Below are 19,076 nucleotides of genomic sequence, written 5' to 3'. Positions count from 1 at the left end.
TCGGCCAATAGCAACCCTTCATGATCGGCTGCCATAGGTAAACAAAATAGAACTGGCCGACACCGATCTACGTGTCAGCGGTGGGTCGCACTACTTCGATCTCACCAGCGCTGGTGGCTGCCAGCTGCCTTTGCCAGCGGGAAGAATCGAGGGCGGTGCAGTCTTCGGCCAGTACAGACGCATCACCAGATAGACCGTGTCGTCAGGTGCCGGCAGCCAGTTGGCTTCCTTGGCCTTGCCGGGAGAGTCCTTCTGGATGTACAGCGTCAGTGAGCCATCCGCGTTTTTCTTCATGGCCGGCAGCATGGGTGAATTGATCAGGTAACGGTTGAGCGGATTCTTGATCAGCAGTTGGCTCTTGCCGTCGTACATAGTCACCGACCAAAAGGCATTGACTGGCGGCAGCTTGCCGGCCGGAAACGTAAGCGTGTAGTTGTGCTTGCTGGTATCGAGCGTCTGGCCGTTGCCGTCGGTGCGGGTATAGGGGTACATCGCCTCAACGGCGTCATTGCCGTAAAGACCGCCCTTCGCGGCGCCGGCGCGCATCAGCCAGTCGGCCTTGTAGAACGCCTGGTCGCCAAAGAACGCGCCGACGTTCCAGCCATTGATATTTTTCATGCCACTCGAGAGAAACTTGTCAACCTTCTCATCGCCAGCTTTCATCCCCAACAAGACCACCGCCTTGTGTTCGAGCGAGAGGTCTTTGAATTCGAAACGCCGGCCGGGGCCTACGCCGATGCTGGCCAGCCTCGACCGAATCTCCTTGTCATCAGCCGATGGCGGCACATACTCCAACGCGGCCGACAGGTACTCGAAGAAATTTTCCTTGATCCCTGCCGTGGTGGCGGGTACGAAATCAATCTTCGAGGCCGCGAGCGGTGCTGGTTGATGGAGGAAGGCTGAAAGCGGCTGGACCTTGTAACCCGCCTGAACCTTCTCGACATTGGGCATGTCGGCGGGGTTAAACAACTGGGTCCGGATCAACGTCAGGGCGAAGGGGGTCGTTGAGTGGAACACTTTTTCGATGCCAGGCGGTGTCGCCCCTTTCCAGTCAGGCCCTGCAATCAGGTAGTTCCCCGGGGCGCTGGCCGTTGCCCGGCTGCCGATGTAGCCGTAGTTATAGGTGTTGCCGTCGATCAGCTGTACCGAGTAATAGCGTTTTTTGGAAACTGCCGGCACGCTGATCACCATAGGCTCAGCGCGCAAATCAGTCCAAAGTATCGAGTATGGGGTGTCGCTGTTTGGCGTAATGACGGCAGTGTCAGCGGGCGTCGCTACCCGATGTTCATTATACAGTCGGTTGAAGGGAGCCTTGAACTGGCTGGACTTGGGGTCCACCGCGAACTCGTTCATCACGGCGTAGTTCATCACCAGCGGCAAGCCGTAGATAAAGCCTTCCTCGGCGATAGCCTTCGTCTGTTCGAGGCTCGGCGCGGGTACGCCCTTGGCCACATCCGCCTTGTCTGCCTGTGTGATCGGATCGTTCTTGCTCGCACATCCCGTGAAAAGCGTTGATCCCACCACGACGAGGGCCGCAGCTAGTGTCCAGCCCCGGTTTAACGTCCTTTTCATGTCCACCTCGTTTGTTCTGAGCAAGTCGGCGCCGTGCGTGTTCATGGCCACGGTGAAATAATTTTAACGCCTGGCCAATAACGGACGTTCCATCGAAGCTAATGGCCCATTAATCAATTCAAACGACAGGCGCAAACCATCTGAAGCGCCAGTCTGACGACTGAATGCCTGCAAGAACACTAGGCACAGGAGGCTACCTCGTCAAACAGACCTGGACATTTTTGAGCTTCATCAGTCCTGCGGCCACTGCGGTTCTCGCTGTTCTGGTCGCGAAGCCGGAGTGAATACGCACACTGGATATCTATAGCGTCGGGTTCGCTAGACACGACCTTAACGAGCGCTCAACGGTCAACCCAAACCTGCGAGAATGCTGCCTCTTCGGGCTTCGCAACTTGTGTGGCGAACGTTCAGGTATTTGAATAACAAATTCGCGAGGAGCCGCCACATTGGAATTGAGACAACTGCGCTATTTCGTAAAAATCATCGAGCTTGGCAGCCTGGGGCGCGCGGCACTTGAACTGGACGTTGGTGTGTCAGCCCTCAGTCAGCAAATCTCCAAGCTGGAAAGCGAACTGTGCACCCGCCTCCTGAATCGAACCTCTACCGGCGTGACGCCCACTAGCGCCGGTTTTGCGTTTTTACACCATGCCCAATTGACGCTACGTCAGGCGGAAAACGCAATCATGGCCGCCCATCGCGGACGAATGAGCGGTTATGTCAGCGTCGGCTTACCACCGACTACTGCGACGGTGCTCGCGTTGCCGTTGATCAACGCAATGCGTGCGCGTTATCCGGACATCCAGCTGCATTTGGTGGAGATGCTTTCCGGCCACTTGGCGGCGCAGCTCAATGCACGGCAAATTGATCTGGCCATCCTGTTCCAGCTCGAAGGGGGTAAACGCTGGAGCGTGACCCCGCTGCTGGATGAAAAGCTGTTTGTCATTGCCTCGCCCAGCCTGCCTCAAGCGCCTTCTGGTGACAGCGTGCAGATAGCCGACCTCGGCAGCCTGCCGCTGGTGATGCCCAGCGCGCAACATGGATTGCGCTCGGCATTGATGAGCGCATTCGAGCGGGTCGGGTTAACACCCAATGTCATTATGGAGGTCGACGGTCTCGCCGTTTTGATGAACGCCGTTCGGGCCGGTCATGCGGCAACGATACAACCGGGCGCGGCCGCTGCATTGAAAGACGAGTCCGGACTTTCACTGACCAGGATTGCCGATCCCCATGTGGGCCGGCGCAATCTTCTGGCGACGCTGGCTGACGATGAACTCTCTCCGGCGGCGCTGGCAACGCGGTTGGTTATTGTCGACGTGGCGCGACAACTGGTCGCCGACAAACAGTGGCCTGGAGCGACATGGATAGAGGGTGTCGACACGTAATCCTCTTTCACACCCTACACATGGGTCTCTCTTGACGAAAAGCCTTTAGAAAAACTAAACACCCCACGTCAATCGCAGCCTTTCGACCATTCCTTCCCCGCCCTATCGTTCTCCCCACTCGCAAGGAGCACTTCGTTCCCGCTTCCTTGCCAATCGAGGAGCGATAATGATCGATGTCTTAATCATAGGGGGTGGCAACGCTGCCTTGTGCGCCGCTCTGATGGCGCGAGAAGCGGGCGCCAGCGTGATGCTGCTGGAAGCCTCCCCGAAAATCTGGCGCGGTGGCAACTCCCAACACACCCGTAACCTGCGGTGCATGCACGACGAACCGCAGGACGTGCTGATCGATGCCTACCCGGAAGAAGAATACTGGCAAGACCTGTTGAAGGTCACCGGTGGCCTCACGGATGAAAAGCTTGCACGCATCGCCATTCGGGCATCGTCTTCCTGCCGCGACTGGATGCGTTCCCACGGCGTGCATTTTCAGCCACCGCTGTCCGGCGCGCTGCACGTGGCGCGGACCAATGCATTTTTCATGGGCGGCGGCAAAGCGCTGGTCAATGCGTATTTCCGCAGCGCCGAGCGCCTGGGTGTAAACGTTCGCTACAACACGCAAGTCACCGACATCGAGTTGGATGAGGGGAAATTCGTCGCTGCCCATGTGGCCGAACATGAGGTCGACGGTCAGCGTTTCGCCGCAGAACGCATTGAAGCCCGGGCCTGTGTGTTGGCGGCCGGCGGCTTCGAATCCAACCGTGAATGGCTGCGCGAAGCCTGGGGTCAGAACGAACGCGGTGAATGGCCATCGGACAATTTCCTGATCCGCGGCACCCGGTTCAACACCGGCGTTTTGCTACGGCGCATGCTCGACCTTGGCGCCGATGTGATCGGTGATCCGACGCAAGCCCACATGGTCGCGATTGATGCCCGCGCGCCACTCTACGACGGCGGCATCTGTACCCGAATCGACTGCGTGTCGCTGGGTGTGGTGGTCAATCGCGAGGGCGAACGCTTCTATGACGAAGGTGAGGATTTCTGGCCAAAACGTTATGCGATCTGGGGGCGTCTGGTGGCCGGGCAACCCGGTCAGCAGGCGTATTCGATCATCGATCAACAAGCCATCGGCCGCTTCATGCCGCCGGTCTTTCCCGGCACCACCGCCAATACGCTGCAAGACCTTGCCCGCCAGCTGAAGCTGCCTCAAGAAACATTCGTCAAGACGGTCGAGGACTACAACAGCGCCTGCCACGTTGGCACGTTCGATCACACGGCGTTGGACGACTGCCACACCCAAGGACTGACGCCCGCCAAAACCCATTGGGCGCGGCCATTGGTGAAACCACCTTTCTACGCCTACCCGCTTAAACCGGGTGTCACGTTCACCTACCTCGGCCTCGCCACGGACGAAACCGCTGCCGTGCATTTCAACGGCAAAGCGAGCCCCAACCTGTTCGTCGCGGGAGAAATGATGGCCGGCAATGTGCTGGGCAAGGGCTACACCGCCGGCATCGGCATGGCCATCGGTACCGCGTTTGGTCGCATCGCCGGTGTGCAGGCGGCCGCTTCAGTGGGCTTTGGCGTTTCATCCGCAAACACGGAGTCTCGACATGCAACTATTTGATCCCCAAGCATCGGGTGGGTTGATCCCGGTGCTGAATCTTGACGAAAGTGAAGTCCAGCGGCAGATGACGATCTGCAATGCCTGCCGTTATTGCGAAGGCTTCTGCGCGGTATTTCCGGCGATGACCCGGCGCCTGGAATTCACTCAGGCCGACATCCATTACCTGGCGAACTTGTGCCATAACTGCGGCGCGTGCCTGCACGCCTGTCAGTACGCCGCCCCACACGAATTCGACGTCAACATCCCCAAAGCCATGGCCAAAGTGCGCCTGGATACTTACGCCGAATACGCCTGGCCGCAAGCCATGGGCAAGTTGTATCAGCGCAACGGCCTGACCCTGGCGCTGGCTTCCGGTGGGGGACTGGCGTTGTTTTTATGCCTGACCCTGATGCTCATGGGTAACCTGTTCACGGCCATTCCCGGGGGCGACTTCTACAAGATTTTCCCGCACAACACCCTGGCGCTGATGTTCGGTTCAGTGTTCGGCTTTGCGGTACTTGCCCTGACCATGGGGGTACGGCGCTTCTGGCGCAACGTTTCACCGGTCGCAGCGTCACTGCCGTTGAAAACGTCCGCTGCATTGGAGGCGACGGCCAACGTCGCGAAGCTCAAATACCTGGACGGTGGCCATGGCGAAGGCTGCAACAACGCCGACGATCAATTCACCTTGTGGCGACGCCGATTCCACCACCTGACCTTCTACGGCTTCATGCTGTGCTTCGCCGCCACCGGTGTCGCCACGCTCTTTCACTATCTGCTGAAGTGGTCGGCGCCTTATCCGATCTTCAGCTTGCCGGTGATGTTGGGTATTGCCGGTGGCATCGGCCTGCTGATCGGCCCGGCGGGTCTTCTCTGGCTGAACCTGCGTCGCAACCCTGCGCACGGCGATGAAAACCAGAACCCCATGGATCGCGGCTTCATCGCGCTGCTGTTTCTGGTCAGTGCAAGCGGCCTGGCGCTACTGGCTTTTCGTGAAACCAGTGCCTTGGGCTTGATGTTGGCGATCCATCTCGGCCTGGTCATGGCGTTTTTCCTGACCATGCCCTACAGCAAATTCGCCCATGGAATCTTCCGCAGCGCGGCGCTGCTCAAACACGCGATCGAGAAGCGTCAACCCAACCCGATCAACGCCGGCAGCGACTGACGAATAAAGCACTCATTCCAAAAACAATAGTGAGCATAACGGTAGCCATGATGAAAACGACAACGGCAACAACCCAGGCAAAGGGGTCCAAATTGGGCGCCATTTTGCGAGTCACGAGCGGTAACTTTCTCGAGCAGTTCGACTTCTTTCTGTTCGGGTTCTACGCGACCTACATCTCCCAGACCTTCTTCCCAGCCACCAGCGAGTTTGCCTCGCTGATGATGACCTTCGCGGTTTTTGGCTCCGGATTCCTGATGCGTCCTCTAGGCGCCATCGTGCTGGGGGCCTACATCGACAAGGTGGGCCGTCGCAAGGGGCTGATCGTGACGCTGTCGATCATGGCCGCCGGTACCGTACTGATCGCGTTGGTGCCGGGCTATGCCACCATCGGCGTGGCAGCCCCCATTCTGGTGTTGTTGGGCAGGCTGCTCCAGGGCTTCTCCGCCGGCGCGGAAATGGGCGGTGTTTCCGTGTATCTCGCGGAAATTTCCACCCCCGGCCGCACCGGTTTCTACACCAGTTGGCAATCGGCGAGTCAGCAGGTGGCCATCGTCGTCGCAGCCGCGTTGGGCTACACGATCAATGCCACGATGCAAGCCGCGGAAATCGCCGATTGGGGCTGGCGTATTCCGTTCTTCATTGGCTGCGTGATCATCCCGTTCATTTTCATTATTCGCCGCTCACTGGAAGAGACCGCCGCCTTCACTGCTCGTACCCATCGTCCCACTACTCGAGAAGTTTTTCGCTCGATGCGTGACAACTGGCGCACCGTACTGGCGGGCGGTTTGATGGCTTCCATGACCACCACCACGTTCTACCTGATTACGGTCTACACACCGACGTTTGGCAGGACAGTACTGAACCTGAGCACCACCGACAGCCTGGTGGTTACCCTGCTGGTCGGCATCAGCAACTTCATCTGGCTGCCTATCGGCGGCGCCCTCTCCGACCGCATCGGCCGGCGGCCACTCCTGCTGGCGATATCGCTGCTGTGCATCTTCACCGCCTACCCCGCCATGCACTGGCTGGCAGAGGCGGCGAGTTTCAAACGACTGCTCGCTGTTCTGCTGTACTTCTCATTCTTCTTTGGCATTTACAACGGCGCCATGGTCGCGGCCCTGACCGAGGTCATGCCACAGAACGTGCGGGTAGTCGGGTTCTCACTGGCCTTCAGTTTGGCCACCGCGGTGTTTGGCGGTTTTACCCCGGCAATCTCGACATTGCTTGTCCAGGCCACGGGTGACAAGGCATCACCTGCCTACTGGCTGATGTTTGCGGCGGTCTGCGGGTTCACGGCGACGACGATTCTGTATCGTCGGCAAAAAGCTTTGGCAGTCAGAACCGCTTAGTTCCTAACTAGTAGTACCCAAGCGTTTGCAACGTTCTAGCAAGATTCAGGACAGGCTGTAATTTTTCATCAAGTAACGTCCACCACTCATGCTCAACCCATTCACCAGTCTCTGTCTGGTGCATGGGTGGCATCCAGTCTTTATGTCGATCGAAAACATCCGGGATGGCTCGCGCCAGGGCTGATAGTTCATTTTGGGTAAAGCCCGTTTTTTGAAGCTCAACGGCCTTCTTTAGCGCCAGACGGTAAACTTCAACGTAAGTCATCGCTGGAGTGGAACTAGCGACCCGTATCAGTTCGGGCAGTGCTGACTCCAGTTTCTTGAGCTGACTCAATCTATCCGCGTTCGTGTAACGGTATTCAGCCATTGTGATTCCCTGTTATCTGTTGGCTAGCTGCGCAAAAATGCTCGGCGCACGAATTGCGGCCCCATTGCCTGGCGTCGATCTGATTTAGCGGCGTTGAACAGTTTGACGAGGATGCAGTCAAACACGCGCTGGGACTGTGAGCACTATTAGACCTCAATGGGCCTGATCCTGCGTACGTAGTACACAATTGACCCAGCATTCAAAGTTGTTTCTGCCCCTCCAAAAATGCTTTCCAAAGGATAGATAAAAATGAGAAAACTCATTTCTGTGGTCGCTGTAGCGACTTCATTTGTCATTGGTACGGCATTCGCTCAAGTACCCGCGAAACCTGATGTGAATCCAAGCACAAATGACGCGGTCAATCTGGCATCTACGCCTACCGACACCGCAGCAAAAACTGCAGTGAACAGCGACGCTGGAGCATTGAACGAATGCTACAGCACCCTTGGCGATCAGCCCCGGACAGCGTTGCAGTCTTGCCTTGAGCGTAAGACTCGCGAAGTCACATCTCAGATGAATATCGCCTACAAAAAACTGGAAGCCCAGACAAAGGAAGTCGATTCGAGTGCGACGGCCAAAGCCCTTGCCTCGCTACTCGCCTCTCAGAAGGCTTTCGAGAAGTTCAGGGATGCTCAGTGTCAATGGGAAGGTGACTCGGCGATGGGCGGCTCGGGCGCTGGAGATTTTGTAAGTGCTTGCAAAGTCGATTTGATGCGCTTCAGAACCCAGCAACTTTCCGATTGAATTTATTGACATAGGCGGCTGGCTATCCCACTAACGAGAACCCGTTCGCCATTGAAGCAGCCACCATGGAGCTATCGAGCAGGGGTTGAGGCGCGCGGTTCGGCCGACCTTGCAAGACCTGCGCGTCAACGTTAAGGTCTGCGTCATGACGACACCACGCCTCAACTCGACCACAACCCTCACGACCACCAAAGGTGGGTCGTAGGAGGTTGTGTGAGTTAACAAACGCATAACCCCGAAGACCCGCCAGCAATGGACCGGGTCTTTTTTTTTGCCCCGGATTTTTTGCACAACCGTAAGGAAACGCAGATGTATGCACTACTGATTCTCGACATGCAGGTAGGCCTCGTTCACGGCCCGGACAGGCCCTGGGGCGGTGAAGCGCTTTTAGAGACATTGAATACGCTGATGAGCAACGCACGGGAGGCCGGCGCCCCCATCTTTCTCGCCCGCCACCTCGGCCCGGCCGGCTCCCCAATCGAGCCGGGCAGTCCGCTCACCGAGCTTGTCCAGGAGTTGCAGCTGATGGGTGACGAAGTGATTTTTGAAAAAAAACGTCCCAACGCCTTTGCAGCGACTGAGTTGGCCGATCAACTACGCGCACGCGGCTGTGAAGGCATCGTCGTGACCGGCATGAAAACTCAATACTGCGTAGACAGTACTTGCCGTGCCGCCCGGGATTTGGGTTTCGACGCTGTGCTCATCGCCGATGGACATAGCTGCTCCGATACGCCCACGCTCAAAGCAGAGGTCATCATTGCCCACCACAATGCAACGTTGGCGGGGCCATTCTGCCGGGTCGTTCAGGCTGAGGAATGGCGTTTCTCGAGACAGACCGCCAACGGCCATTAACCGACATTCTTCCCATGCCGCCGCCCCGAACCCATAAGGTTTGGAAAACCTTTCGTTTCCCCGTCTCAACGAGGAGAATCAATCCAGACAGCCTCCCAAACTCCCTCCTGATTGAGCTTGGGCACCATTGAGCGGGGAGTTGGAAAAATGAACTGGAAGGAAGGTCTGAGACAATCGGGTGTACTGGCCGCGCTCGGTGCCGCGGTGCTATTCGGCGCAGGCACGCCGCTGGCGAAACTGCTGCTGGACAGTGTCAGTCCCTGGCTGCTGGCGGGTTTGCTTTATCTGGGTTCCGGACTTGGACTGACGCTATATCGAGTGCTGAGCCGCGCGCCCGCCGTGCGTCTGCCACGCCATGAAGCGCTTTGGTTCGCCGGTGCAATTGCGGCGGGTGGTGTTGCCGGGCCGGTATTGCTGATGGTGGGATTAACGGGCATGCCTGCCTCGGGGGCATCACTGCTGCTTAACGCCGAAGGTGTATTTACCGCCCTGCTCGCGTGGTTTGCCTTCAAAGAGAACTTTGACCGGCGTATTGCGTTGGGCATGGTCGCTATCGTGGCCGGCGCGCTGGTTCTGAGTTGGCCCACTGAAGCGAGCTTTGCCGGGTTGTGGCCAGCACTGGCGGTCCTCGGCGCCTGCTTTGCCTGGGGCATTGATAACAACCTGACTCGCAAGGTGTCCCTGACGGACGCAACCTGGATTGCCTCGGTCAAGGGTTTGGTCGCGGGTTCAGTCAACCTGGTCCTGGCTTTCTGTGCAGGGGCGACGTTACCGCCACTGCCCAACCTGGCAGGCGCCCTGGTCTTAGGCTTTCTGGCCTATGGCGTCAGCCTGGCATTGTTCGTCATCGGCTTGCGCCGCCTGGGCACCGCCCGTACGGGCGCTTACTTCTGCGTGGCGCCGTTTTTAGGGACATTGCTGGCCGTCGCCATGGGCGATCCCGTCACGCTACCGCTGCTGATCGCCGGATCGCTAATGGCCGTTGGCATTTGGCTACACCTCACGGAACGGCATGAACATGAACATCGGCACGAGCCGATGGAGCACAACCACGAGCATGCACACGACGAACACCACCAACATGATCACGACGAACCCGTCGCGCCCGGCACCAAGCACCAACATTGGCACAGGCACGAGCCAATGAAGCACACCCATCTGCACTTTCCAGACGCGCACCACAGGCATGAACATTGAGTGCATGTAAAGATGCGCCCGGTAGCGTAACTCTGGGGACTCCGCTCGGCAGTCCAGTGCTTAGGCAGCTACTGCCCGGAAAAAACAACACCCACCTTCCTTGCATACTGCAACCACGCATCCTTTAGCCGTTGTACCGTCTCTGGCCTGGAGGCAGCCAGGTCTGCGGTTTCGCCGCGATCCTGCGCCAGATCAAATAATTGCCATTGCAATGGTTGCGCGTTTTCACCAAAGCCTGCCTGGGGTCGAAGGCCCAACAACTTCAGATTTCCCTCCCGATAATAGGCATTACCAAACAGCTCACCAGCCAGGCTGTCGGTGGTGTGCGGGCTGCCATTACCGGTAAGCATTGGCAGCATTGATTTGCCGGTGATCGGGTGTTTACGCGCATCCGTTGGCGCTTCGCTTGGCAATGCAATACCCGCCAACTCTAAAAAGGTCGGGGCCAGGTCATCTACTCGCGCAACACCGCGCTCCATGCCTTGGCGACGCAGTGCCTTGGGCAACTGGATGATCGCCGGAACGCTGATACCGCCCTCTGCAGTGGTGCCTTTGAACAAGTGGAATGGCGCTGCGCTAACCTCAGCCCAGCGCAAGCCATAGTCGATCTGAGAACCCTTTTGCCCGAGGTTGGCAACGCTATTGTCAGTGAGTGCACCCGGTGGATAGAACTGTGCATGGTTCTCTCCCGCCGCACCGTTGTCCGACATGAACACGATCAAGGTATTGTCGTACTGCCCGCTCTGGCGCAAGTAATCGATCAGTCGGCCAATGTTATGGTCGAGGTTATCGACCATGGCGGCGTAGATTTCCATTTTGCGCGCTTCAATACGCTGCTGCTCAGGGCTCATTTGTTGCCACCCTGGCAGCTTGGGATTCACCGGCAGTGGCTGCGCAGGTCGGGCATCGCTGGCCATGACACCGAGGTCTTTCATACGCTGGATACGCGCCAGGCGCACGCTGTCATAGCCCTGATCAAATCGTCCCTGGTACTTGTCGAGATATTCCTTGGGTGCTTGCAGTGGCCAGTGCGGCGAGGTGTAAGCGGCGTAGGCAAAAAACGGCTTACCGTCCTTTTTGCTGTTTTGCAGGTAACTGATCAGCTTGTCGGTGTAGAAATCCGTGGAGTAAAAATTGTCCGGCAGCCCCACGGCCTTACCGTTTTCGCGATAGTGCACTTGCTCAAGCTTGCTGGGGTCTACGCTGGCAGGTTTAAAGTGCGATGCGCCACCCTCGAGCAGGGTGAAAGACTGCTCGAAGCCGCGATGATCCGGGCCTTGATCCGCCTCAAGGCCCAGGTGCCATTTGCCCACCATCAACGTGCTGTAGCCACCCTTTTTCAGCAGTTCGGCTATCGAGTACGAGTGCTGGTTCAGATAGCCCTCGTAACCCGGCTTGCCACGTTGGTACGGTTGCAACGCTTCAGCCATGGTGCCGAGTCCGGCCAGGTGATTGTCGGTGCCGGACATCAGCATCGAGCGTGTGATCGAACAGGTTGGCGTCGCGTACATGTTGGTGAACTGCAACCCGTCCCTGGCCAGTTGATCCAGGGTTGGTGTGCTGATTTCGCCGCCATAACTGCCCAGGTCGGAATACCCCAGGTCATCCGCCAGGATCAGCAAAATATTCGGCTGCGCCGTATCAGCACTCGCCGCCAGGACCAGACTGCTGCCCAGCGCCAGCACTGTCGCCAGTAATGTTTTTGACAGACAAAAAAGTGGCATGTTCTTTTCTCTTATTGTGTGGGTCCGAGACCTGTTTCTGCATTTTCCGCAGGCGCCCTACTCTTCGAATATCGCCACTGCCCGAACAAACCCGGCCGATGCGTGCTTGATCTTGTAAGGGAAGCACGACACCACGAAGCCACTCGATGGCAGGGACTCCAGGTTGGCCAGTTTTTCCATTTGCCCATACCCGATATCGCGTCCGGCCTTGTGCCCTTCCCAAATAATCGAGGCGTCGCCGTCGGCTGCAAAACGTTCACGGGTGTACTTGAACGGTGCATCCCAACTCCAGGCGTCGGTACCTACGACACGCACCCCTCGCTCGAGCAGATACATCGTGGCTTCACGACCGATGCCGACGCCGGCATCGAGATATCCCGGCTGGCCGAACAACGCGCCGGCACGGGTGTTGATCAGCACGATGTCCAATGGCCGCAACGCGTGGCCAATGCGCGCAAGCTCAGCTTCCATTTCGTCAGCGGTCACCACATGACCATCGGCCATGTGCCGAAAATCCAGTTTCACACCGGGTTGCAGGCACCAGTCGAGCGGCAGCTCATCGATACCAAAAGCCGGCTGCCCCCCATTGGTGGTCGACGCGTAATGCCAAGGCGCATCCATGTGCGTACCGCTGTGTGTGGTGATGTGCAGTCGCTCTGCGGCCCAGGATTCGTTTCCCGGCATCTGCTCAAGTTGCAAGCCTGGGAACATTGCGGCCATTTCGGGCCAGCCTTGCTGGTGATCCATGTAATCGATCTTCGGCAGTAACGGTGGCGGATCGGTATAGGGGTTATTGTCGAGGGTGACCGAAAGGTCGACGAGACGACGTTTTGGCTTAGTTGGCTGCGACATGAAACGTGTCTCCGTTCAGTGGCGAATGTCGGGGATTCGAAGGATTAAGGGCATTGCGGACCAGCGTTGCAGCATTGCGGTCATGGTTGAAACCGGCGGCGCGCGCCTGCGGCGTTTTCAACGGCGGCATACGTCCGAACAATGCTTCCAGCCTGGCGTCGGGCGCATGGCTGATCAATGCGCGACGCTCTTGCCCATAGCGCTCAGCCAATGCGTCGATGACCTGGGCAATCGACAAATGCAGCACCGGCAACTGCCATACGCGCTGTGCCGCGAGCAAGGTACCTTCCAGTCCTGCAGCGTGGATCAGGTTGTTCACGCAACAGCGGGAGGACATCCACCACGCCGTTGCCTCTGGCGAGACCGGGCATTGATAGGGTTCATCTTCGGCAAAGGCTCGCATCAGGTCGCTCATGAATGCAGAGCGCAACCCATTGGGTTCGCGAGGCCGGGCGACGATGCCAGGCAGGCGTAACACACGTCCGTCAACATCTCCCCGTCGGGCAAGATCACTGATGGCGCTTTCCACCATGGCTTTGTGGGTGCCATAGGACAGTTCGGGGTGCAGTTCAGCTGTCTCGTTCATTCGCGCGGGAAGCACCCCGCCGTACACCGCAACACTGCTCGCATACACCAAAACTGGCGGCCGGGTTTTGTTGCGCAGTTGGTTGAGCAATTCCAGGCTGGCCAGCAGATTGACCTGGTAACCGAGTTCGTAATGCTCTTCCGCGGCGCCACCTGGAACACTGACCAGATGGAACACCACATCAATGCCGTCGGCCAAGACCCGACGCATCAAGGCCGGATCCGTCACGCTGCCGAAATGACGGCGAAGACGGGTGTCCTCCGGCAAGTCCTGCAAGTCTTTATCCAGTACCAGCAACGAACCAATGGCCTGCCCTCGCAAGCGGCCAACCGCCAGCAGGCAACGCACCAGCTCACGCCCGACAAACCCATTGGCACCGGTAATCAACACACGCATATGCCGCTCCTCAGTCCTGAGCCTGAACGATGCGCTGATCGATTGCACCGAACAGCGACTGGCCATCGCTGCCCGTGACATCCATGTGCACGCGGTCACCAAAGCGCATGTAGCCGGTCTGGGCGGCACCATGCTCAATCATCTCGATGGCGCGACGCTCGGCGATGCATGCCGATCCCGCGCTTCTTTCGGCATTGGAAACCGTTCCGGAACCCATCAGCGTGCCGGCACGCAGCCTGCGAGTGAGCGCGGCGTGAGCGATTAACTGACCGAAACTGAAGTTCATCTGCCCGCCGTGCGGATGACCAAACCACTGGCCATTCCAGTGCACCTGCAAAGGCAAATGCACACGGCCGTCGCGCCAGGCATTGCCCAATTCGTCCGGTGTGATGGCCAGCGGAGCGAAGCTGGAGGACGGTTTGGCCTGCAGGAATCCAAAACCCGTACTCATTTCCCGAGGGGCCAGGGCGCGCAAACTGACGTCGTTGATTTGCAGGATCAGCTTGATGTGTTGCTGCGCCTGCTCGGCGTCGCAGCCCATAGGCACATCATCCACCAGCACCACAAACTCGCCTTCGAAGTCGATGCCCTGACTCTCGCTCGGCAAAGCGATATCGTCCCGTGCGCCAATGAAATCATCGCCGGCCCCCTGGTACATCAGCGGCGTGCGTTCGACCCCGTCGATAGGATCGAGATTGAACGCTTTCTGCATCAGCGCACCGTGGCTGAGAAAGGCCGAGCCATCGCACCATTGATAAGCGCGGGGCAATGGCGCCATCGCCTGGGCGGGGTCGAAGGCAAAGGCCTCCGCCGCCTCGCCCGCATTCAACTGCTTCGACAGCAGCTGCAAGCGAGGCTCGGCGCTACTCCAGTTTTCGATGGCCTCTTGCAGGGTAAGCGCCACAGAACTGGCATCCAGCGCCCAGGCGAGATCCCGTGAGACCACCACGAGCTGACCATCGCGATGGCCGTTTTTCAGGGTGGCGAGCTTCATGCCGATGCTCCCTTGATGTTGCTCAATTCAGTGGCATAGCGCCCGTCGAGCAGAATGAAGACCATGCGTGCCATCGCTTCGGTGCGGTTGCTCCAGGCGTGATTGGTGCCGCGTTGAACCACCACATCGCCGCGTTTGAGGTGCACCTCTTCCTCATCCAGCACCAGCCACACTTCACCTTCGGTGACGATGCCGTAGTCGAGGGTCTCGGTGCGGTGCATCAACTTATGTTTGGAGTCACGTTGACCGGTGCCTGCATGGACTTCACCTATTTCGGCGAAAACCGCCGCGGCATCGTCGGCGCTGACCTGGTTCTGCACGCTGTCCGGTGGAATATCCACCACCCGGATGACACTGCCCCCAGCCACGGGGCTGAGTTGCAATGGCTTGTTGCTTGGGTCGCTGGCGTTGTCGAGCAAAGCGGGGCTGGCAGTACTGTTCCACAGTTCATAAAACACCGTGCCCGGCACCGCCGATAGCGGGAAGACGTTAGGCGTCGGCCCGTTGCTGGCGATGATGGCCTGGCCCTGCTGATCGTGACCGGTGACCACTCGTTTGAATTCAGGAAGCGCTTGCATGGAAAATCCTCGTTTCAGTTTTCGTCGGCCATGGTCGTGCCACCGGCCCCGTTTGCGCCGCGCAGCAGACCACCAAGCCTGGGCACGGCCAGACAAAACACCGCCACCAACAGTTGCAGGCTACCCACGATGGCCAGTGCCTGAGGAAGCGCCATGGAGTCACCACGGGTGATGCCAAGAACAACGAGAGGGCTGATAAATTCGCCGGCAAAAATGGCCGCGGTGAAACACCCGGCCGCCTGCCCGCGGTGATGGAAACTGACGTGTGACATGATCCAGGTGATCAGGGTTGGCAGCATCAATCCGATGCCCAGACCATTGATCGTCACAGCAACCACGACCTGCATATGGGTTGTGGCAGCCGCCATCAACAGCCCGCCGATGCCCGCCAGTGCGTAGGCAATGAGCAGCAGGTACTGCCCGCGAATCCCGCTGAACAAACGAAAACTCAGCGCACCGACGAGCACGCCCAGTTGGTTGGCCCCCATGGTCATGCCGATTTGTTGCGGGGCATCCACATGCAGCAGATTAAGCAGATAGCCGGCCTGCACCGGCACGATGAACAAGCTCAAACCGGCCAGTAACGACAACCCATACAGGGGCGTAAGCACGCGCCACGGAAACTTCCCGGTCGACAATGGCGGCGTCGGTTGCTCAGGCTGCGTGCGGGCTTGCGGCTCCCACAGCTGCCAGGCCATCAGCGGGAGAAAAATCAGGCCCACCGCGTACAACGCAAACGGCGTACGCCAGTCGTTTTGTCCCAGGAAGCCTCCCAGCGCGATGAACGCCGCCGCCGACAACGACGTCGCAACCATCTGCAAGGCAAACAGACGCTCGCGTTTGGCACCGCTGTAGTAGTCACCCATCAGCGTGGTGCAGCAGGTCATGATGCCCGCCTCGGCCAAACCAATGCCCGCCCGACTGAGCACGATCGCGTGCAGCGAGTCGAGCCACAGCGGCAACACGCCACAGAGGACATACAGCACCATGCTCGCCAGCAGTAACGGCTTACGCCCCAGTCGATCGGCGATCAGCCCGGCGAACGGTGCCAGCAACGCAATCATCAATGCCGGCAGCGTCAGTACGATAGGGACCAGCACGGCGCTGCCGTCGACGCTGGCAAAATGCGCCTGCATCCTCGGCAACACGGGGGCCAGCAACACGGCGCCCAACACCGGCAAGCAGCTGCCGAACAGCAGCAATAGCGATTGCGCCAATCCGGCTTGCCGGACGGGCTTTGCGAAGGTATCAGCGACCAAGACAGTGCTCCTTTATTTCCCGGTGGAGGACGTCCGCAACCACTGCCTTCTCAGGACCCTCCGTGATGTGTATCGGCGCATCAGCTCCCTGCACCTGGCGGCGTGCGGGTAGCAGGAAGTACGCCAGCGCCGGCAGCAATACCAATGCGCCGACCATGTTCCAGACAAACATGAAGGCCAGCAGCACGCCCATGTCGGCCTGGAACTTGATGGGTGAAAACGTCCAGGTCGCTACACCGATGGCCAAGGTGATACCGGTCAGCATCACCACCTTGCCGGTGGAAACGAGTGCCCGGTAATACGCTTCGGACAGGCTTGCCCCCTGACGCAGATGACCCAGGAGAATGCTCATCACGTACAACGCATAGTCGACGCCGATGCCGACACCCAGGGCGATGACAGGCAGCGTGGCGACTTTCACACCGATATTCAGCCAGACCATCAAGGCTTCGCAGAGGATGGACGTGAGCATCAGCGGAATCACGGCGCACAACGTCGCGCGCCAGGAGCGGAAAGTAATCAGGCACAGCACAATGACCGCGCCGTAAACCCAAATGAGCATCTCGCGGTTGGCTTGTTTGACCACGATGTTGGTCGCCGCTTCGATGCCGGCGTTGCCTGCCGCCAGGAGGAATTGCACTTCCCCGGTGTTGTTCTCGGCGGCAAATTTTTCCACGTGGTCGACCAGGCGGGTCAGCGTTTCGGCCTTGTGGTCGGTGAGATAGGCGTACAAGGTCAACAGGCTGCAATCTTCGTTGTACAAGCCACGCGGCGCGCTGGCGGTGATCATATTGAGCATCGCCTGATTGTTTTGCAGCTCGTACCACTTGGGATTGCCTTCACTAAGGCCCACCAGCATCCGCCGGTTCAGCAACGCCAGTGAATTGGTCGAATCAACGCCCGGCAAGGCGCGCAATTGCCAGTCCAGGGCATCGACTTTAGCCAGGATGTCGTAGCGCGCGCAGCTGCTGGCCGGGGTTTTCACCATCACCGCGAACAGGTCGCTGCTGGCGCCGTAATGACGGGTCAGATAGGCATCGTCCTGGTTGTAGCGCGAGTCCGCACGCAACTCCGGTGCACCGGCGTCGAGGTCACCGATTTTCAGTTGCAGGCTGACTACAAAGCCGACTGCTGCCAATGCGAGGCTGATAGCGATGCACAAGCTCGCCCAACGCCGATGAGTGAACAGGTCCAGAAAACGCCAGAACGCATGGCGCGTCTGGCCCGTTTGCTCGGCTTGCTCGCTTTTGAGGCTCAGTTGCGCGGCGCGGGGCGTCACACCGACATAAGAGAGCAACACCGGCAGCAAAATCAGGTTGGTGAAAATCAGCACGGCCACGCCGATACTGGCGATGACCGCGAGGTCTTGAATGACCTGGATTTTGATCAACATCAGCACCGCAAAACCCACGGCATCGCACAGCAGCGCTGTCAGCCCGGCAAGGAATAGGCGTCGAAAGGTGAATCGCGCCGCCACCACCCGGTGCATGCCCCGCCCGATGTCCTGCATGATGCCGTTCATTTTCTGCGCGCCGTGGCTCATACCAATGGCAAACACCAGAAATGGCACCAGCACGGAATACGGGTCCAACTGGTAGTTCAGCAATGGCAGCAACCCGAGCTGCCAGACCACCGCCACCAGCGAGCACAACACCACCAGCACCGTACTGCGCAAGCAGCGGGTGTACCAGAACAGCACGGCGGTGGTGATCAGGATCGCGACGGCGAAGAACAGCAGGATCTGCTTCAGGCCGGCAATCAAGTCACCGACTTTTTTCGCGAAACCGGTGATACGAATGTCGATGTCATCGCTTTGATAAGTGCTGCGTAGCGTCTCCAGTTGCTCGGACAGAACCGCGTAATCCAGCGGCCTTCCATCCGAAGTGGCGGCCAGTAGCGGCACGTAAATGATGCTCGAGGTCTGGTCAAGAGCTACCAGTTGGCCAAGCTCGTTGGAGCGCTGCACATTGCGCCGCAGTGCATCGAGGTTAGCAGCGGTGCCGCTGTAGTCATCCGGTATCACCGGGCCGCCATCGAGGCCCTCTTCAGTCACCGCGACCCAGCGCGTGGCCGGTGTCCACAGCGACTTCATGTACGCTCGATCGACACCCGGCATCAGGTAGAGTTTGTCGCTCAGGGCTTGCAGGGTTTTCAGGTACTCGGCGTCGTAGATATCGCCGTGTTTGTTGGCTACGACGATCCGCAGTGCGTTGCCTAAACCCGTGAGCTGTTTCTGGTGCTCAAGATAATTCGCAATGTAGGGCTGCTGCGTGGGAATCATCTTTTCGAAGCTGGCATTGAGCTCGATACGAGTGGCTTGATAACCCAGCACCAGGGTCGTCAGTACACATAACACAAGGACCCACAGGCGGTGATTGAACAGCGTGCGCTCTACCACTGAACCGGAGCGTGGATCGAAATTCGCCAGGCTTGCCGTGGCGTTGTCGAAAGACTTCATA

At 58.6% G+C, this 19,076-nt stretch carries 16 protein-coding genes; 7 read left to right on the top strand and 9 right to left on the bottom strand.

Features of this window, described 5'->3' with window-relative positions; all coding sequences use genetic code 11:
* Window positions 1-90: 90 nt before the first annotated feature.
* Window positions 91-1,572 (bottom strand): DUF1254 domain-containing protein, encoded by a 1,482-nt coding sequence (locus GBC55_RS19810; protein WP_162438997.1) that lies wholly within the window; start codon window positions 1,570-1,572, stop codon window positions 91-93.
* 446 nt (window positions 1,573-2,018) lie between these two features.
* Here GBC55_RS19810 and GBC55_RS19805 point away from each other — a divergent pair, with 446 nt between their 5' ends.
* From GBC55_RS19805 to GBC55_RS19790, 4 genes are all read left to right on the top strand, one after another.
* A complete protein-coding gene (locus GBC55_RS19805; protein WP_162438978.1) occupies window positions 2,019-2,954 on the top strand; it encodes a LysR substrate-binding domain-containing protein in 936 nt (311 codons plus the stop codon).
* Window positions 2,955-3,120: 166 nt separating this feature from the next.
* Entirely contained in the window at window positions 3,121-4,575 is a 1,455-nt protein-coding gene (gene tcuA, locus GBC55_RS19800) for an FAD-dependent tricarballylate dehydrogenase TcuA (RefSeq protein WP_162438977.1), read from the top strand.
* A complete protein-coding gene (gene tcuB / locus GBC55_RS19795) occupies window positions 4,562-5,719 on the top strand; it encodes a tricarballylate utilization 4Fe-4S protein TcuB (RefSeq protein WP_162438976.1) in 1,158 nt (385 codons plus the stop codon). The genes tcuA and tcuB overlap by 14 nt, the downstream gene beginning before the upstream one ends.
* Window positions 5,720-5,766: 47 nt before the next feature.
* Window positions 5,767-7,068 (top strand): MFS transporter, encoded by a 1,302-nt coding sequence (locus tag GBC55_RS19790; protein WP_162438975.1) that lies wholly within the window; start codon window positions 5,767-5,769, stop codon window positions 7,066-7,068.
* Between the two features lie 7 nt (window positions 7,069-7,075).
* Here the strand turns inward: GBC55_RS19790 and GBC55_RS19785 are convergent, their stop codons facing one another.
* Window positions 7,076-7,435, bottom strand: coding sequence for a hypothetical protein (locus GBC55_RS19785; protein ID WP_162438974.1), 360 nt, complete (start codon window positions 7,433-7,435; stop codon window positions 7,076-7,078).
* Window positions 7,436-7,684: 249 nt separating this feature from the next.
* Between GBC55_RS19785 and GBC55_RS19780 the strand changes: the two genes are divergently transcribed.
* The 3 genes from GBC55_RS19780 (at window position 7,685) to GBC55_RS19770 (ending at window position 10,228) form a co-directional block, all read left to right on the top strand.
* Window positions 7,685-8,179 (top strand): lysozyme inhibitor LprI family protein, encoded by a 495-nt coding sequence (locus tag GBC55_RS19780; RefSeq protein ID WP_162438973.1) that lies wholly within the window; start codon window positions 7,685-7,687, stop codon window positions 8,177-8,179.
* 309 nt (window positions 8,180-8,488) lie between these two features.
* On the top strand, window positions 8,489-9,031 hold the full coding sequence (locus GBC55_RS19775) for a cysteine hydrolase family protein (protein ID WP_162438996.1): 543 nt from the start codon (window positions 8,489-8,491) through the stop codon (window positions 9,029-9,031).
* Window positions 9,032-9,178: 147 nt separating this feature from the next.
* Window positions 9,179-10,228, top strand: coding sequence for a DMT family transporter (locus GBC55_RS19770; RefSeq protein ID WP_162438972.1), 1,050 nt, complete (start codon window positions 9,179-9,181; stop codon window positions 10,226-10,228).
* Window positions 10,229-10,296: 68 nt separating this feature from the next.
* Here the strand turns inward: GBC55_RS19770 and GBC55_RS19765 are convergent, their stop codons facing one another.
* Genes GBC55_RS19765 through GBC55_RS19735 form a run of 7 tightly spaced genes read right to left on the bottom strand, consistent with a single transcriptional unit; the run spans window position 10,297 to window position 19,075 of the window.
* The gene (locus GBC55_RS19765; RefSeq protein ID WP_162438971.1) at window positions 10,297-11,952 is read right to left on the bottom strand and encodes an arylsulfatase; all 1,656 of its coding nucleotides are present in this window, start codon (window positions 11,950-11,952) and stop codon (window positions 10,297-10,299) included.
* 57 nt (window positions 11,953-12,009) lie between these two features.
* Window positions 12,010-12,804 carry a cyclase family protein gene (locus GBC55_RS19760; protein WP_162438970.1) on the bottom strand — a complete coding sequence of 265 codons (795 nt, stop codon included), beginning with the start codon at window positions 12,802-12,804 and terminating at the stop codon, window positions 12,010-12,012.
* Window positions 12,788-13,786: an NAD-dependent epimerase/dehydratase family protein gene (locus GBC55_RS19755; RefSeq protein WP_162438969.1), complete on the bottom strand. Its 999-nt coding sequence runs from the start codon at window positions 13,784-13,786 to the stop codon at window positions 12,788-12,790. Before GBC55_RS19755 ends, GBC55_RS19760 begins: the two co-directional genes overlap by 17 nt.
* A gap of 10 nt (window positions 13,787-13,796) precedes the next feature.
* The gene (locus GBC55_RS19750; protein WP_162438968.1) at window positions 13,797-14,780 is read right to left on the bottom strand and encodes a fumarylacetoacetate hydrolase family protein; all 984 of its coding nucleotides are present in this window, start codon (window positions 14,778-14,780) and stop codon (window positions 13,797-13,799) included.
* A complete protein-coding gene (locus GBC55_RS19745; RefSeq protein ID WP_162438967.1) occupies window positions 14,777-15,358 on the bottom strand; it encodes a cupin domain-containing protein in 582 nt (193 codons plus the stop codon). Before GBC55_RS19745 ends, GBC55_RS19750 begins: the two co-directional genes overlap by 4 nt.
* Before the next feature lie 14 nt (window positions 15,359-15,372).
* Entirely contained in the window at window positions 15,373-16,617 is a 1,245-nt protein-coding gene (locus GBC55_RS19740; protein WP_162438966.1) for an MFS transporter, read from the bottom strand.
* Window positions 16,607-19,075, bottom strand: coding sequence for an MMPL family transporter (locus tag GBC55_RS19735; protein ID WP_162438965.1), 2,469 nt, complete (start codon window positions 19,073-19,075; stop codon window positions 16,607-16,609). Before GBC55_RS19735 ends, GBC55_RS19740 begins: the two co-directional genes overlap by 11 nt.
* Window position 19,076 lies beyond the last annotated feature (1 nt).

The sequence above is a fragment of the Pseudomonas sp. TNT3 genome (assembly GCF_010095445.2).
Taxonomy (GTDB): Bacteria; Pseudomonadota; Gammaproteobacteria; order Pseudomonadales; family Pseudomonadaceae; genus Aquipseudomonas.
The sequence above is the reverse complement of the archived record's forward strand: the minus strand, read 5'-3'. Positions and strand labels throughout refer to the sequence as shown.